General features: G+C 35.0%; 10 protein-coding genes. 6 read left to right on the top strand and 4 right to left on the bottom strand.

Annotation, left to right across the window (positions count from 1 at the left end; translation table 11 throughout):
* Positions 1–161 precede the first annotated feature (161 nt).
* Positions 162–2,324 carry a S46 family peptidase gene (locus C3L50_RS01830; protein WP_103804386.1) on the top strand — a complete coding sequence of 721 codons (2,163 nt, stop codon included), beginning with the start codon at positions 162–164 and terminating at the stop codon, positions 2,322–2,324.
* Between the two features lie 181 nt (positions 2,325–2,505).
* Here C3L50_RS01830 and C3L50_RS01825 read toward each other — a convergent pair whose 3' ends face one another.
* From C3L50_RS01825 to C3L50_RS01815, 3 genes are all read right to left on the bottom strand, one after another.
* Positions 2,506–3,495: a glycosyltransferase family protein gene (locus C3L50_RS01825; RefSeq protein WP_103804384.1), complete on the bottom strand. Its 990-nt coding sequence runs from the start codon at positions 3,493–3,495 to the stop codon at positions 2,506–2,508.
* A gap of 98 nt (positions 3,496–3,593) precedes the next feature.
* Entirely contained in the window at positions 3,594–4,409 is an 816-nt protein-coding gene (locus C3L50_RS01820) for a UDP-2,3-diacylglucosamine diphosphatase (protein WP_103804383.1), read from the bottom strand.
* Positions 4,410–4,535: 126 nt separating this feature from the next.
* Positions 4,536–11,051, bottom strand: a complete 6,516-nt coding sequence (locus tag C3L50_RS01815) for an alpha-2-macroglobulin family protein (protein ID WP_103804381.1) — start codon at positions 11,049–11,051, stop codon at positions 4,536–4,538.
* Positions 11,052–11,179: 128 nt separating this feature from the next.
* Here C3L50_RS01815 and C3L50_RS01810 point away from each other — a divergent pair, with 128 nt between their 5' ends.
* The 5 genes from C3L50_RS01810 to C3L50_RS01790 are packed head-to-tail and all read left to right on the top strand — an operon-like array spanning position 11,180 to position 15,496.
* Positions 11,180–11,869 carry a tetratricopeptide repeat protein gene (locus C3L50_RS01810; protein WP_103804380.1) on the top strand — a complete coding sequence of 230 codons (690 nt, stop codon included), beginning with the start codon at positions 11,180–11,182 and terminating at the stop codon, positions 11,867–11,869.
* A gap of 51 nt (positions 11,870–11,920) precedes the next feature.
* Positions 11,921–13,276, top strand: a complete 1,356-nt coding sequence (locus C3L50_RS01805) for a UDP-N-acetylmuramate--L-alanine ligase (protein WP_103804378.1) — start codon at positions 11,921–11,923, stop codon at positions 13,274–13,276.
* Between the two features lie 8 nt (positions 13,277–13,284).
* Complete coding sequence (gene radC / locus C3L50_RS01800) at positions 13,285–13,977, top strand: RadC family protein (protein ID WP_103804377.1); 693 nt, start codon at positions 13,285–13,287, stop codon at positions 13,975–13,977.
* 3 nt (positions 13,978–13,980) lie between these two features.
* Positions 13,981–14,676: a YjjG family noncanonical pyrimidine nucleotidase gene (locus C3L50_RS01795; RefSeq protein WP_103804375.1), complete on the top strand. Its 696-nt coding sequence runs from the start codon at positions 13,981–13,983 to the stop codon at positions 14,674–14,676.
* A gap of 4 nt (positions 14,677–14,680) precedes the next feature.
* Positions 14,681–15,496: a hypothetical protein gene (locus C3L50_RS01790; RefSeq protein WP_103804374.1), complete on the top strand. Its 816-nt coding sequence runs from the start codon at positions 14,681–14,683 to the stop codon at positions 15,494–15,496.
* 115 nt (positions 15,497–15,611) lie between these two features.
* On the opposite strand, the gene C3L50_RS01785 is transcribed toward C3L50_RS01790, so the two are convergent.
* Positions 15,612–16,889, bottom strand: coding sequence for a replication-associated recombination protein A (locus tag C3L50_RS01785; protein WP_103804372.1), 1,278 nt, complete (start codon positions 16,887–16,889; stop codon positions 15,612–15,614).
* Between the last annotated feature and the right edge of the window lie 64 nt (positions 16,890–16,953).

Genomic DNA, 16,953 nt, shown 5'->3' with positions numbered 1-16,953 from the left:
TTTGTCTTAAATTTTTTGGAATATTTCTTCAAATATTTTATCAAATCCTTAAACATCATTACTTTTGCGATACTATTTTTAGTGAATATTCTGGTTTTGAATAAAAAAACATTTTTTTATAGGTTCAGCCAGTTTTCAAGTAACCCTTTATAAATTAAAAAATGAAAAAATTTATTTTTGCCTTAATCGCTGGAATATTGCTGTTACCAAATTCAGTTAAAGCCGATGAGGGAATGTGGTTTTTAATGTTTATCGAACGTTTGAACCACCGTGATATGGAAAAAATGGGATTGCAATTGACATCCGAAGAAATTTACAGCATTAACCACAGTAGTTTGAAAGACGCTATAGTACAATTTAATGGCGGATGTACAGCCGAAATCGTTTCGAAAGAAGGTTTGGTTTTGACCAATCATCATTGCGGATATAGTGCAATAGCAGAACTTTCTACAGCCGAACAAAACTATTTGAAAGACGGTTTTTGGGCAAAAGACAAAAGGGCAGAAATGAAACCCAAGTCCTTATACGTTCGTTTTTTCGTTCGAATGGATGATGTTTCGAAAAGAATTTTGTTAAAAGTCAATGATAAAATGTCTGAAACAGATCGAAATAAAGTAATCCAACAAGAGATAGCGCTGATTGAAAAAGAAAACAGCGAAGGTGGAAAATACACCGTTTCGGTTCGTCCTTTCTTTCAAGGAAATGAATACTATTATTTTGTTTACCAAGATTATAAAGATGTGCGATTAGTAGGAACACCTCCAGAAAGCATCGGAAAGTTTGGTGGCGACACTGACAATTGGGAATGGCCACGTCATACTGGCGATTTTTCGATGTTTAGAGTGTATGCCGATAAAAACGGAAATCCAGCCGAATATTCAAAAGACAATTTGCCTTTGAAACCCAAACATTATTTACCAATAAGTTTGAAAGGTGTTGAAGAAAATGATTTCGCAATGATTTTGGGTTATCCAGGTAGAACTAATCGTTGGATGCCAGCCAATGGAATTAATCAAAATGTGAATTTTGCATATCCTGCTTGGGTTGAAGGAGCAAAAATGGGAATGGACAGGATGAAAGTTTATATGGATAAGGACGAAACAGTAAGTTTGCAATATGCCTCAAAATATGCTTCGACTGCCAATTATTGGAAAAATCGTCAAGGAATGATTGATGCTTTGACTAAATCAGGAACGGTAGAAACTAAAACTATAGAGGAATCTAAATTTAATGATTGGGCCAATAAATCGGAGAATAAAGCTAAATATGGTCAAGTGGTGGCGACAATAAATGACTATTATGCCAAAACCAATTTGAAAGCACGTCACGATAATTACCTTTCGCAATTGATGCGAACAGCTACTTATGGCTCTGCTCCAGCTAATTTAGGAAACTCATTACTGTATTATTTTAATGAAAATGAAGCCAAAAGGGCTGAGGTACTTCCGAAAATTAACGCTTTGATTGAGTCGGTTTACGGAAAGTTTTATGCTCCATTAGAGAAAGATGTTTTGATAGCTCAACTGAATTTATACACTTCGAAAGGGGCTGAATTCGGACTTTCGCCAATGATTTCAAAATTGAAAGAAGACAATAAAGGCGATTTTGCCACAGTGGTTAATGAGGCAGTTTTCAAAAGTATTTTTGCATCAAAAGAAACTGTTTTGGCTTTTTTGAATAACCCAAAGCCAGAGGCAATTAGTGCTGATCCACTTTATGTGCTCTCCAATGATTTACTTACAAAAGTAAGAGCAAAATCAGAAGATCAGCAGCAAATGGATGATAATTTTGAGAAAGCCTACCGCAACTTGGTAGAAGGTTTGCGAGAATCTAAAATAAATTCTATTCAATATCCTGATGCCAATTCTACTTTGAGATTGTCATACGGAAAAGTAAATGCTTTGCCTAAAGATCCACGCAACGATGCCAAGGTTAATAATTATACAACTATGACAGGATTGGTCAAAAAGTATAAAGCAGGAGACGAAGAATTTGATTTGCCAGCTCGATTATTAGAATTAAATAAGGCAAAAGATTTTGGGAAATATGCTGATAAAAATGGATATATGCCAATAAATTTCTTGAGTGATAATGACATAACAGGAGGAAATTCAGGTTCTCCAGTACTCAATGGAAAAGGGGAATTGATAGGAATTGCCTTTGATGGAAACATTGAAGCTATGGCTGGAGATGTTATTTTTGACAAAAAATTACAAAGAACCATCAGTGTTGATATTCGGTATGTGCTTTGGCTGATAGACAAATATGCTGGTGCAAAACACATCGTTGACGAAATGACCATTGCGGGAGAAAACTTGAAATAAAGTTAAAACCAACATATATTTTAAACTGCCCTCAAAAAGTAAGCTGCTATTTGAGGGCATTTTTTTATGGAAATTAAATTAATATGAAATAAGTTTTTTTAGTGGGAATTTAATCGCTTTTGGGTTTTTTATCTTCCACTGAGGAAAGAGTATTTATGAGTATTTTTCTCCAAAAATCATTCTAATCCCGATAAGTATCAAACAAAAACTGCAAGGTTTCATTGATATTATTAGCCTGCATTTTCGGATAAATTATAGGTGAGTTGAGCCAAGTTTCTATGATCAAATCAAAATCATTACTCACTTCATACACCACAGGAACGCCCATTTTCTTTAAGGCAGCCGCATTACATTCTTGTTCATAATGATCTCGAATAGGAATGCTCAATACTTTTTTTCGAAGGTATAAAGCTTCGGCAGGAGTTTCAAATCCGCCACCAGTAATAATACCGTGACAATTAATTAAGCTCTCGTTAAACAACTTTTGATTGACAGGGAAATAAGTAATGTTTCCCACTTTATGTTTGGTTGGAACATCATTCAAAAACCAATGAAATTCCACATCCGAGAGTTTATGAAACGCTTTTTCCAAACAATCTTTTTGGAATGAAGGCAAATAAACCGTGATGTGTTTTAAATCTTTGGGTTCGGCTTGTGTGATTTCATCTTTGATAACAGGCGGATGAATAAAGGAATCATAATTTTCGAAATGCAAACCAATATGTTTGGGAGAAGGCGCATAATGCTTGAGAATCATTTCGCCCATAAGGCTACGTTTTTCAGGTCTTGGTGTGTGTTCTGAAACAAAACTGGCTTGATGACCAAATTGCACCGAATGCACTTTTTGCATTTTGCACGCCAAAGCAGTAACCGAATCAAAGTCGTTGATAATTATATCATAATTTTTCAAAGGCAAGGCAGTAGCATCTTTGTAGATTTGGTGAGGGCGAATGTTTTTTACAATATCCCAATAATTCAAACCGCCACATTTGCTGTAATGCAAGCTGCAACCCGCACTTCTGAATTTTATGGGCAAATTAATATCCAAACTCGCATTGTTGCCGCTCAAAAAGAAATCTACTTCACCAAATTGCTGTAAATAAGGATACAATTGAGTCGCTCTGCTAATATGTCCGTTGCCTGTGGCTTGTATGGCATAAAATATTTTCATATCATTTAGATTTTACCGCAAATTCGCAAACTTTTTTTGCTGTTTTTGTTCTTTTAATTTGCGAATTTGCGGTTTACATTTTTATAAACACTAAACTTTTAGGATAAAATTTTGGAAACAATATCATTATAAACCACTTCTTCTTTTGGTTCCAATTGCGAGAAATCTGATTTTTTATACTGATAAATTTTCCATTTTTCTTTCTTGTATTCTAATGCGGTCAGGTTTTCGATCCAATCACCACTGTTCAAGTACAAAACTTCTCCGTGCTGGTTTTTTACCACTTTTTTTTGTGGCATATGAATGTGTCCGCAAACGACATAGCTGTATTTTTTTTCGATAGCAATTTCGGCGGCTGTAGTTTCAAAATTCGAAACAAAAGAAACTGCTTTTTTTACGCTATTTTTGATGGTTTTGGAAAAACTTCTCTTTTCTCTTCCACAAGCAACCAAAACCCAATTGATAAAACTGTTGATTAAAATTAATAAATCATACCCTTTTCCGCCTAATTTGGCTAATATTTTGGCATAGCCTTTTGTGGAAGAATCGAAAACATCACCGTGGAATATCCAAGTTTTTTTTCCGTCTAAGTCCAAAATTAATTTGTCAACCAATTCCAGATTTCCAAGAATAAAATCGGAGTATTTACGCAAGGCTTCGTCGTGGTTTCCGGTAATGTAAATTACTCGCGTTCCTAAATTGGACATCTTGATGATGTATCGCAAAACTTCCATATGTGCAGCAGGAAAATAGCTTTTGCTGAAATTCCACATATCGATAATATCGCCGTTCAAAACCAGGGTCTGTGGATGGATTGATTTTAAATATTGCAGTAATTCTTTGGCGTGACAGCCGTAAGTGCCAAGGTGAATATCGCTTATGACTACTAAAGGTAATTTTCTCTTTCTTTTCATAAAAAGTTTTTACGAAAGTAGGAGGCAAGTGTTATGTGAATGTTGATTTAGTGTTATGATTATTGCAAATAAAAAATCCATCTCGTTAAAATCTAACGAGATGGATTTGTTTATTGGATGAAGGTTTTATTCCTTCACATTCACTCGAATGCCTTTAGTATGACTGCTGAATTCTGGTGCATACATACTTTCGATAGTCGTAATTCCGTTAGAGAAATCGCCCAAATTGTTTACTTGAATGTCGTATTCTAAGACATAAGTTCCTTTGTTGATGGTGTCAAAAAAGAAATGTGTTGCGGCGTCTTTTGTGCTTTTATAAAAACCCAATCCCGCTTTGTATTCGAAACTCGACAATACATCTACAGGTTCAAAACAGGAAGCACGCATATCTTTGAGATGTACAAATTCCATATCTTCTTTGGAAGTGATAACTAATCGAACGGTAACTAAATCGCCAATTTTCAAACTGTTTTTGGTAGTTATTTTTTGCAATTCTTCGCCTTTTAGTGTGCTTTTCTTGAGATACAATTCTTTGGAAACCGATAAAACGGCTCCTGAATTGGTTTTAATTTTATCCAAATCTTCAAAATATTGCCAATAAACTCCTCCAAAACCGGGAACTTTCGATTTGTTTTCAACAACAATAGTTGCCATTTCTTTCTTGATTTCGTCGGCTTTCCAGTTTAGTTTTACATAACCTGTTTCGGCTTCTTTTTCGTTTTCGGATAGTTTTTTGGTCAGGATTTTTTGGTCGCCAATTTTGATAATGGTGTTGTCTTTTACGCTCAACCAATTCGTTCCTTGCAACAATAAAGCATAAATAGCTTCGGTGGTCGATTTGGTGGTGGGCCAGTTTTTGGTTTGTTTGTTTTTCAGCAACCAAACTTTCATTGCATCGACCGATTTGGTGTCGTTCGTCACTTCGGCGAAAGCCTCAATTAATAAAGCTTGGGTTTCTATCGGAGCTTGATACCAATACCAGCCTGCTTTGTTGGCAATCCAATACATTCCCCAATCTTCATTGTTGGAAGCCGTTTCTTTCAGGCTTTCGATGATTTTCTTGGCTGCGTCTTTTTCACCAAAGCGATGTAAAGTCAAAGCAGCCAATCCTTTTTCGTATAAAGAATAGGTCAGCCAATCTTTTTTGGCAGCTTCAAGATACAATTTAGTTGCTTTTTTCAAAGTATCCGAAAGTGGATAATTTTCCAAATAAAAACCTCGGGTGTATAAATAATGCAAATCGGAATACGGATTGAACCAAATCAACTTATCGGTTTTCTTCCAGTTTTTGGTCGTGTTTTTATAATTTTCTAAAAATTTTGCATCCATAAACGGAACTCCAGTTGTGGCAATTTCCTTGATTTTGGCAGCATTGTTTTCGTCTTTAGTGAGTTTGGAAAGATGCCCCAAGCCTGCCAAAATATGTCTTGTAATGTATTCACTTTCCTCGCTTCCGTCAAACCAAGCAAAACCTCCTGATGGTTTTTGTTTTTGTTTCAGTTTGTCGAAAGTGGCTTCCTGTGAACTTTTCATTTTTTCTAAATCGAAAAGCAAGGCTAGATTTTTCTTTTTCTCGTCTTCGTTTTGAGCATCGTTCAGCCAAGGTGTTTCGGCAAGAATCATCGATTTTAGTTCTTCGTTTTCTTCGAGTTTTGAATTGAGTTTTCCGTTTTTTCTCCAAGTTTCGAAAAGACTGGCGATTTTCGGATTACTGGAAATAATTTCCGAAGCCAAAGCATTGGCATAAAAACGAGCAAAAGTTTGTTCGGCACATTCGTGTTCGTATTCCATCAAATACGGCAGAGATTGAATGGCTAACCAAGTTGGATTCGAAGTGTACTCCAACGTAAATTGATGATTTCGTAAAGAGGTTGAAGTGTTGTTTTTCAGGTTCTCGAAAGTGTATTCTTTCTTGGAGTTTTCTCGAACCCAAATCGGAATACTTTCGGTCACGAGCATATTATTGGTCAAAACGGGAAGGATGTTTTCTTCTCCATCGGAGAAATTGCCGGCTTTGGCCAAAACTTTATACTGAACGCCTTGCAATCCTTCGGGAATAGTAATTCTCCATTGGGCAGTTGTGTTCCCGAATGCGGGAATAGTAAAGTTTTTGATGTTTTTTACATTCAACATTTTCGCATCAATGGGTTGCATTGTGGTTGCATCAAAAAACTGTAAAACAGCTATTCCTGTTTTAGCTTCGTTGGTCATATTCGCCACTTTTGCAGTAATGACAATCGAATCTTTTTCCCTGAAAAATCTTGGGAAGTTTGGTGTAACCATTAACTCTTTTTGGGTAATGACACTTTTTTCCAAATAACCAGTAACAGCATCTTTGTTGTGTGCCATTAAACGTAGTTTCCAAGCGGTCAAAGCTTCAGGCGAAGTGAAATTGAAACTCAGTTTTCCTTTCGCATCTGTTTTTAGATTTGGGAAAAAGAAAGCCGTTTCTGATAGATTTTTTCTCGCTTTTACTTGGGTTAAGGCTTCCAAAGCTTTTTTGGTTGTGATGACAACAACACCGTTCGCTGCTTTGCTTCCGTATAATGCAGTAGCTTGTGAATCTTTTAGAACATCGATTGAAACAATATCTGTGGGAGAAATTAATTTAAATTGTTCTTCGGTTATTTGGACTCCATCAACAATATAAAGAGGCTCGCTTCCTGAAATAGAATTAGCTCCTCGGATTTTAATATTTGAATTATTTTCAGATTTCCCATTAACAGTTATGTTAACTCCTGCAACTTTTCCTTGAAGGGCATCATTTATTGTAATTTTTTCGGATCCAATATTTTTGTCTTTCATAACAGCTCCAGTTAAAGAAGATTTTTTTTGCGTTCCGTAACCCATAACAACTATTTCCTGTAAATTATTAGTAGTTTCTTTTAATTGTACATCAATCACTTTAGTTTTTATGGATATTTTTTTAGATTCAAATCCAATAACAGAAAAGGTTAATTCTTCTCCAACAGCTGCTTCTATTTCATAATAACCATCAAAATCGGTAGATACACCACGTTGAGTTCCATTTACAGTTACATTTGCTCCGGGAATATGAAGTTTGTAACTATCCATAACAAAACCTGAAATTAAATTGGTGTTCAATGGCTTTTTAGCTTTTTTGGTTAATGATTTTTTGTACTGATTTTGTAAATCGGTGGAGTTGTAATTAATAAAATTAAAACCAAACCAAAGTAATTTAGTACTCTCGTCACTATATTCCATTTTATTTGCAAAGGAATTCAAATTCCGAATAGGGCTGTATGTTTTATCAAACCCTAAATTTGATTTGAAGTCAACGCTATTCTCTTCATTTTCGTAGAATCGTAAACTATTCCAGTCTCGTCTTGTAAATTGATCTAGAGAACTGTCGTACATCGAGGCTAAAACTTCGGCTTCTTTTTTTGTATTTGAAGCGTTTAACTGAAACGACCAGTTTTCGTTACTTCCGGGTTGGATTTTGTTTCTAAAACTTTCTACAATGAATTCTGATTTGGGCTCTTCTTTTTTGAGAATGACTTCTAATTCTTCTTCAAAATTCTGATTTTCAAAAATGCTTTGAAAACCTATTTTTACACTTTTTTCAAATTCATTTTGCAGTGGAATTTTAATAAGCACTTGGTTGTTTTTTAATTGAATATTTTCTTCATAAAAAACGTCGTTTTTATAATTTCCAGTGATTGTGATGTAAAGTTCAGGAATAGTACTGCTTATTTTTAGTACTGCAAAGCCATCCTTTTTGGCATCTTCATTGACTTGTTCAATAGTAAATAGTTTGCTAGTGTTTAGAAGATCTTTGCTTTGTGTTAGCTCAAAATCGGTAGTAGTTTCAATCGGATTGTCAAAGCTATCTTTGGAGGAAAATACGATTTTGTAATCTCCTGATTTGTAATTGGAAATAAAATCTAAAACCAGTTTTTTATCCGTTGCAGTATTGATTTTTTTGGAAAACACCAAAGTTTCTAAATGGTTCTTATCAAGTGGTTTTTCGTTGTTTTCAAAAGGAAATAATCGTTCGAAATCGGATTTAGAAATCGATTCTATTTCGGGTAATGGAAAAATTCTATTTTTGAATTTATTAGAAAAAGGACAAACATAATACAATTTTATTTCGCCTTTGGTTGCCAAAAATTCTCCGTTAAGATTGGTGCTTTTTAGGGTAATTTCATTGTTGTTTTTGGTTTCAATCTTACTCGGAATAGTTGCATTCAGAATCAAATCATGATAACCTACTTTTACAGTAGTTTCTGCTGAATGTGTTTCGCCATTAAGGTCTGTTACTGAGGTTTTAATTCGATAATTAAAAACAGGCAATTGCTCTTTGTTGGCATTTTCGGTGGGTTTTGCCATAAAATCGATGCTAAAATTTCCCGAAGCATCGGTTTTGGTTTCGCCAGTAACCATCACTTCACTTTCTTCATTGCCGTAGAAATTTCGGTAATAATTTACAAATCGCGTAACGGTGTAGGTTACTTTGGCATCAGAAATATTGCTTCCCGCAAAAGCTTTGGCAGTTCCTTTTGCTTTAACTGCTTGATTGATTTGAAACGTTTCTTTTTTTGGTTCGAAAACTACTTCAAATTTTGGTCGTTTGTATTCTTCAACTTTGAAACTAATTTCAGAATTATCAAAGTCTATGTTATCCCAAAAAGGATGTTCGTCTTTTATTTTGTTATAAACAGTGTCTTTTTCATAATCATCGGGTTCTTCTGCTTCTATTCTAAATTCACCCGTTAATCCTGTTTTGGGTAAAACAAATTCGCCCGAAAACGAACCAAATTCATTGGTTGTAACATCAAACTCTTTAAACGATTGATAATTGGCATCTTTCAACGTAATTTTGAAAGACGTTTTAGGAACAATACTGCTTTTGTTATGAATTTTTTGATACGCAATTCCTTTATAATACACCTTTTGTCCTGGACGATAAATGGCTCTGTCTAAATAAAACTCGACTCTTCCAGTTAAATCATCATTGTCTTTTGAGTAATCAGAATAAAAATTTATGTAATTTTTGTTGATTTGTAGCGAATCGCCTTCGGAAGATAATTTTAGGGTTTCATATCTGTAGTTGTAATCGTTTTTATTATCGGGTCTTTTATAAATGGCTACACCATTTTTTAGCGTTTTTATAGAAAATGTAGGCGATTGTATGGATACATTTTCCATTGGTTTTCCTGTTTTACGATTTACAACTTGATAGTATTCTTCTTTGTCTTTTTGCCAAGCCAAAACCGAAAAATCGGAAACTGTAATGGTTTCATACGCAAATGCTTTGGTGTCTTTTGCGTCAGAATTACTTTCAAAATACACCAAATAACTTCCTGTCGCTAATTGCGGCAAAGCAATTTCTGTAGTATATTCGAAATAATCATTTTTGTTGGTCAATTGATGTTCAAATGACGAAATTGCTTTGTTTTTAGTGGTAATGGCATTGGCAATGCTGTCGTTTGTGGTCAAGGTATGCACAAAGGAAACCGCTGTTTTTTGACTGATTTTATAGAATGAAACTTTGAGGTTTTCAACATTTCGATAACTAATAAAAGAACGAGAATTCTCCTTGTTATACAATTGTTTTTGAAGTTGTATCGTTATCGATTTTGTCTTAATTTCTTGTTTTTTTTGTAATGCCAAATTGTAGGTATTGGAATTGTTTTTAACATTGGTAGTGCTATCCAAAACCGAAATTGCTTTTATATTATAATCAGGATGATTTTCTTTAGAAGCTAATTTGGTATAAATTGTAGCTTTCTCGAATTGAATTTTTTGAGTTAAGATAATGTCTTTAGATTCTTTTTGAAGAAGATTCAAAGATTTTAAAAAGTCTTCATCGGATTTTAGAATATGGTTGGAACAAAATTTTAGGCGTTCCAATTGGTTTTCGGCTGTTGGAGTATGAATTTCTGTTTTTTGAAACAAAACAAGTAACTTTTTTAGATTTTCTGATTTCACAAAATCGAAATTCAATTTTGTAAAATCTGCCGATTTCCCTAAAAGTTGTTTTTCGTATAAAGTAAAATCCTTTTTTTGAATTTCCCAATACTTTATTTTTGCAGTATAAACGAGTATGTTTTCTTTTAGCAAATAATCCAATAAACTCATTTTTTGAAATTTTTCTAATGTCAAAAAATCAAAAATAGCTTCGTAGTTTGTCAAGGATGTTTTTGATAAAATTGCTTCATTTTCCAATGATTTGTCATATGTGATTTGAATTTGTTTCTCGAAATCTTTTTCTGCCCAAGTCAGAAAATTGCTGTTTATAGAATCGGTTTGCGTTCTTAGTCGAATAGAATATTGATTTTTACCATAATAATCACTCAAACACTTCGCATAAACCAAATTCAAAATCGCTTTCGATGGGATGGAAGCTCGATTGATTTCTGTTTTTAAATTATTTATGATTTTGGTTTGCGCATTTTCGTCAACCACTTGCAAATATTTCGATTCGTAGAAAAAACACTTGATGATTTGCACTTCGTTTTTGTCGGCAACCGCTTTTTTGTGGATTTTGGCAACGATGGCATTCGCCGATTTAATTTTGCCGTTATTTTCATTTTTGATTACTTTATTCCAGTTTTTCTCATAATTTTGAGCATAAAAAGAAGTTGAAATTAGAAGGAAGGCAAATAAGATATTTTTCATATTTTGGTTTTATATAAGTAGAGGGCAATTATTTGAAAAAGGTTGGAATGCTTGTCAATTATTTTTTAAAAGTACTAATTTTTACTTAAAAGCTAACGAAAATTCCTGTATTTTCTTATTTTTGAAAAATGAAAAAACTGATCTCTTTCTTTTTACTATTTCCGCTATTAATTTGGTCGCAATCCGATTACAGCAAGGCCGAAAAATTATTCGACGCCGGAAAATATGAGCAAGCGCAACCCGTTTTCGAAAGTTTTTTAAAACAAAATCCCTCTCATCTAAAAACGATAGAATATTTGGGAGACATTGCGGGTCACGAAAAATCTTGGGACAAAGCCATTGGCTACTATAAAAAACTAAAACAATTAAAACCTTCCGAAGCCAATTATTATTTTAAATACGGCGGCGTACTGGGAATGAAAGCCAAAGAATCCAACAAGTTCAAGGCACTCGGAATGATTGGCGAAGTCAAATCCTCCTTCGAAAAAGCCATAGAATTGAATCCAAAACACATCGAAGCACGTTGGGCATTGGTAATGTTATACCTCCAATTGCCCGGAATTGTGGGCGGAAGCGAGACAAAAGCAATTAAATATTCGAATGAGTTGATGAAATTATCTCCTGTGGATGGTTATTTGTCCCGAGGTCAAATCGACGAATATTTTGAAAGATATACCGCTGCCGAAAAAAATTATATCAAAGCCAATGAAATTGGTAAATCAAAAGTTACGTTTCAAGTTTTATATAATTTATATTTGAAGAAATTAAAAGACCCCAAGAAGGCGGCCGATTTAAAACAGCAATTCGACAAAAAATAATCTACATCCAATTTCGAATAATTGGAATTTAATAATTGGAAAAATATTAGTATGAGAACTCATTTTATCGCCATTGGCGGCAGCGCAATGCACAATTTGGCTTTGGCATTACACAACAAAGGATATCAAGTTACGGGAAGTGACGATGCCATTTTTGAACCATCGAAATCCCGTTTGGCTAAAAAAGGAATTTTGCCAGCAGAACTGGGTTGGTTTCCCGAAAAAATCACCCAAGATATCGAAGCCGTAATTCTCGGAATGCACGCCAAAGCTGACAATCCCGAATTATTGAAAGCACAAGAATTGGGACTGAAAATTTATTCCTATCCCGAATTTTTATACGAACAATCCAAAAACAAAACCCGCGTGGTGATTGGTGGTTCTCACGGAAAAACCACCATTACTTCAATGATTTTACACGTGATGCACTATCACAATATTGAGGTAGATTATATGGTTGGCGCACAACTCGAAGGTTTCGAGACGATGGTACATCTTACCGAGGAAAATGATTTTATGGTTTTGGAAGGTGACGAATATTTGTCTTCGCCAATAGACAGAAGACCAAAATTTCATTTGTACCAACCGAATATTGCCTTGATTTCAGGAATTGCTTGGGATCATATCAATGTTTTTCCGACCTATGATTTTTATGTAGAACAGTTTGAAACCTTCATTGCCAAAATTACCAATGGCGGAATCTTGGTGTACAACGAAGAAGATTCAGAAGTAAAACGTGTTGCCGAAGCCGCATTGAATCCTATTCGAAAAATCCCTTATACAACTCCAAAATATGAAGTGAAAGACGGAGTTACACTGCTAGAAACTCCAGAAGGAGCAATGCCAATAGAGGTTTTTGGTGCGCATAATTTGAACAACTTGGCTGGAGCCAAATGGATTTGCCAGAATATGGGCGTGGACGAAGCCGATTTTTATGAAGCCATTGCGAGTTTCAAAGGAGCTTCCAAACGTTTGGAAAAAATTGCTGAAGGAAAAGGAAAAGTAGCTTACAAAGATTTTGCTCATTCACCAAGCAAAGTAGCCGCAACCACAAAAGCCGTGAAAGAACAATATCCAAACCGAACTTTGGTAGCTTGTTTGGAATTGCACACCTACAGCAGTTTGAATGCAGAATTCTTAAAAGAATATGAAGGCGCATTGGAATATTCCGATGTGGCTGTGGTTTTCTATTCGCCTGATGCTGTAAAAATTAAGCAACTCGAAGAAGTAACTTATGAGCAAATTGCCAAAGCCTTCAACAGGGAAGATTTGATTATTTATACGAATCCTGCCGAATTTAAAACGTTCTTGTTCAATCAAAATCTAGAGAATTCCGCTTTGTTGTTGATGAGTTCCGGAAATTATGGTGGATTGAATTTTGATGAGGTAAAGACTTTGATAGAATGATTTTATAGATGGAAGAAAATAATTTCCCGATAACGAATTGGTCCGAAGACGACAAACCTCGCGAAAAGCTGATGCTGAAAGGCAAAAGTGCTTTGAGCGATGCCGAGTTGATTGCCATTTTGATTGGTTCTGGAAGCCGGAACGAATCGGCAGTGGGATTGAGCAAAAGGATTTTGGCGAGTGTCGACAACAATTTGAACGCCTTGGGAAAATTATCTCTTTCGCAATTGATGAACTTCAAGGGAATAGGAGAGGCCAAAGCCATTTCGATTATGGCAGCAATGGAATTGGGAAGACGAAGAAGGGCAGAAGAGGCTGTCGAATTGAAGAAAATTACCTCCAGCAAAATGATTTTCGAATTGATGCAACCCATTATTGGGGAATTACCCCACGAGGAATTTTGGGTTTTGTATTTGAACAATTCGAACAAAGTACTTTCGAAATCGCAACAAGGCAAAGGCGGTATTACAGGAACGGTTGCCGATACTCGATTGGTTTTTAAAGTTGCTTTAGAATTGGGAGCGACGGCAATAATTCTATGTCACAATCATCCTTCGGGAAATTTGAAACCTAGTGAAGCAGATAAAAAATTGACACAGAAACTCAAAGCAGCTGGACAAACGTTGGATATTCCTGTTTTGGATCACGTAATTATTACTGAAAATGGGTATTACAGTTTTGTCGATGAAGATATTTTATAAGAAATGAAAATAACAAACAGCAACATAACAGATGTCTTTTTCGATCTGGATCACACGCTTTGGGATTTTGAAAAGAATTCGGCTCTAGCCTTTGAAACGGTTTTCAAAATGCAAGATTTGGCAATTAATATGACTGAATTTCTCCAATTTTATGTGCCTATCAATCGTGAATATTGGGAGCGATATCGTAAAGACGAAATTTCACAAAAGCAACTTCGTTTTGGCAGATTGAAAGACACTTTCGATTTGATGCGTTTTGAAATTGAAGACGATTTGATCGTAACTTTATCCGAACAATACATTCATTATTTACCCAAATTCAATCATTTGTTTGACGGAACGATTGAAATTTTGGATTATTTGAAGGCCAAATATAGCTTGCACATCATTACCAATGGTTTTGCAGAAATCCAAGAAAACAAATTGAATAATTCGTATATTACGCACTATTTTAAGACCATTACCAATTCAGAAATGGCGGGGGTAAAAAAGCCTAATTCTCTTATTTTTGACTATGCTTTGAATTTAGCTAAAGCTAAAAAAGAGAATAGCATTATGATTGGCGATTGCATTGAAGCTGATGTTCAAGGCGCTTTGGATGCAGGTTTGGACGCTGTTTTTTTTAATGAAAACAATGTTTCAGTACCCCAAACAATTAAACAAGTAAACCATTTATTAGAATTAAAAAAATATTTATAAAATTATGAAAACTAGAATCCTATTCCTGATGTTGTTTGTTGCGAGTTATAGCTTTTCGCAAACGGTTAATGATTATAAAGCGGTTGTAATTCCAATGAAATACGACTTTCAAAAAGAAGAAAATCAATATCGTCTTCAAACAATTACTAAAATGAATTTACAGAAAGCTGGTTTTCAAGCTTTTTATTCGAACGAGCCAATTCTTGGTCAGTTTCCAGATCGATGCAGTCTATTATATGTTGATGTATTGAAAGAAAGTGGTTTCTTGACAACAAAATTGTATGTTGTTTTTAAAGATTGTTTTGGACTTGTTATTTTTAAATCGGCTCTCGGAACGAGTAGGGAAAAAGAATATGGTCCTGCTTATTCTGAGTCATTGAATTTAGCTTTCGGAACTGTTTATGAATTGAAATATCAATACAATGGCAATACTAATTTTGGTCCCAAATCGAGTATTGCTCCACAATCAATGCCAATTCCACTTGCGTCAACAGCTGCAGTTCCAGCCGTTGCGGTTCCAGTAGTTCCGACCGCTGCTGTTGTTGCAGTTCCAGCTGTTTCAACGTCAAATAACGTAGCTAAAGCATCTGAAAGTAAAAGTGTAGGTTTGTTATATGCACAACCTACATCTTACGGTTATCAGTTGATTGATAGCGAACCAAAAGTAGTGATGAAAGTGTATAAAACATCTAATCCAAATAGTTATATGGCCAAAAAAGGGGATGTTCAAGGGACTTTGTTTTCAAAAGACAATCAATGGTTTTTTGAATATTATCAAGGAGATAACTTAGTTTCTGAAAAAATAGAGGTTAAGTTTTAGTTCAGATTTCAGATTTCAGATTTCAGATTTCAGATTTCAGATTTCAGATTTCAGATTAAGAATGTTAAACATCTAGTCTGTCTTCTTTTTTTATTCTGCTATCTGCCTTCTGAAACTAATATCCATATTTATCTTTCCAACGGTTCTTTAAAAATTCACGGTTGCTGTTCTCTCTTGAATTGTTGCCTGGATTGTAAAGAACCGTTTCTTTTATAGCATCCGGAAGAAACTCTTGCTCGGCAAAATTATTGGCATAATCATGCGAATATTTATATTCATCACCATAACCTAATTCTTTCATTAATTTGGTTGGGGCATTTCGCAAATGAATAGGAACTGGTAAATCTCCGGTTTGTTTAACCAATTGTTGAGCGTTCCCAATGGCTAAATACGAGGCATTGCTTTTGGGTGAAGTGGCTAAATAAACGGCACATTGACTCAAAATAATTCTACTTTCGGGATAGCCAATAGTGGTTACGGCTTGAAAAGTATTATTCGCCATAATAAAAGCGGTTGGATTCGCATTTCCAATATCTTCGCTCGATAAAATGAGCATTCGTCTGGCAATGAATTTTACATCTTCGCCACCTTCAATCATTCGGGCTAGCCAATAAACGGCACCATTAGGATCACTCCCACGTATCGATTTGATGAAAGCCGAAACAATGTCATAATGTTGTTCGCCACTTTTGTCATACAAAACCGTGTTTTGTTGCACCAATTCAAAAACTCGATCGTTTGTGATTGAAATTTCGTCTTCATCTGAAGCGTTTACGACCAGTTCGAAAATATTTAATAGTTTGCGTCCATCGCCACCCGAAAGTCTTAATAAGGCTTCAGTTTCGGTGAGTTTTATATTTTTTGTACTTAAATAATTGTCCGTTTTCAAAGCGCGATGCAATAAACTTTCCAAATCATCTTTAGTAAACGCATTCAGAATATAGACTTGACAACGAGATAATAATGCAGGAATTACTTCAAAACTTGGATTTTCGGTAGTGGCACCTATTAATGTTATCCAACCTTTTTCGACGGCGGCCAATAAAGAATCTTGTTGTGATTTGCTGAAGCGATGAATTTCATCGATAAACAGAATGGGGTTTTTGGAAGTAAAAAGTCCGCCACTTTGTTTGGCTTTTTCAATCACATCGCGAATATCTTTCACTCCCGAATTAATGGCGCTCAGAATATAAAAAGGACGTTTCGATTCTTGAGCAATAATTTGTGCCAAAGTTGTTTTTCCAGTTCCGGGAGGTCCCCAGAAAATCAATGACGGAATGATTCCTTTGGCAATTTGTTGCGTCAACGAACCATTCGGCCCCACTAAATGCGACTGACTGATATAATCTTCTAATTTTTGTGGTCGAATGCGTTCTGCTAGCGGTGCTTCCAAAATAATTTAGAGTTTTGATTTCTTGAATCACAAATTTAGTTTATTTGTACTTTTAAATCAACAA

Origin of the sequence: Flavobacterium alvei (genome assembly GCF_002920895.1) — a bacterium.
GTDB classification, from domain to species: Bacteria; Bacteroidota; Bacteroidia; order Flavobacteriales; family Flavobacteriaceae; genus Flavobacterium; species Flavobacterium alvei.
Note: the sequence above shows the minus strand (reverse complement) of the source record. Positions and strands in the feature narration are given on the sequence as shown.

Coding starts and splice junctions, on each gene's coding strand:
- radC (WP_103804377.1), top strand. CDS start 13,285: ATGGAAGAAAATAATTTCCCGATAACGAATTGGTCCGAAGACGACAAA.
- C3L50_RS01830 (WP_103804386.1), top strand. CDS start 162: ATGAAAAAATTTATTTTTGCCTTAATCGCTGGAATATTGCTGTTACCA.
- C3L50_RS01825 (WP_103804384.1), bottom strand. CDS start 3,495: ATGAAAATATTTTATGCCATACAAGCCACAGGCAACGGACATATTAGC.
- C3L50_RS01815 (WP_103804381.1), bottom strand. CDS start 11,051: ATGAAAAATATCTTATTTGCCTTCCTTCTAATTTCAACTTCTTTTTAT.
- C3L50_RS01795 (WP_103804375.1), top strand. CDS start 13,981: ATGAAAATAACAAACAGCAACATAACAGATGTCTTTTTCGATCTGGAT.
- C3L50_RS01810 (WP_103804380.1), top strand. CDS start 11,180: ATGAAAAAACTGATCTCTTTCTTTTTACTATTTCCGCTATTAATTTGG.
- C3L50_RS01820 (WP_103804383.1), bottom strand. CDS start 4,409: ATGAAAAGAAAGAGAAAATTACCTTTAGTAGTCATAAGCGATATTCAC.
- C3L50_RS01805 (WP_103804378.1), top strand. CDS start 11,921: ATGAGAACTCATTTTATCGCCATTGGCGGCAGCGCAATGCACAATTTG.
- C3L50_RS01790 (WP_103804374.1), top strand. CDS start 14,681: ATGAAAACTAGAATCCTATTCCTGATGTTGTTTGTTGCGAGTTATAGC.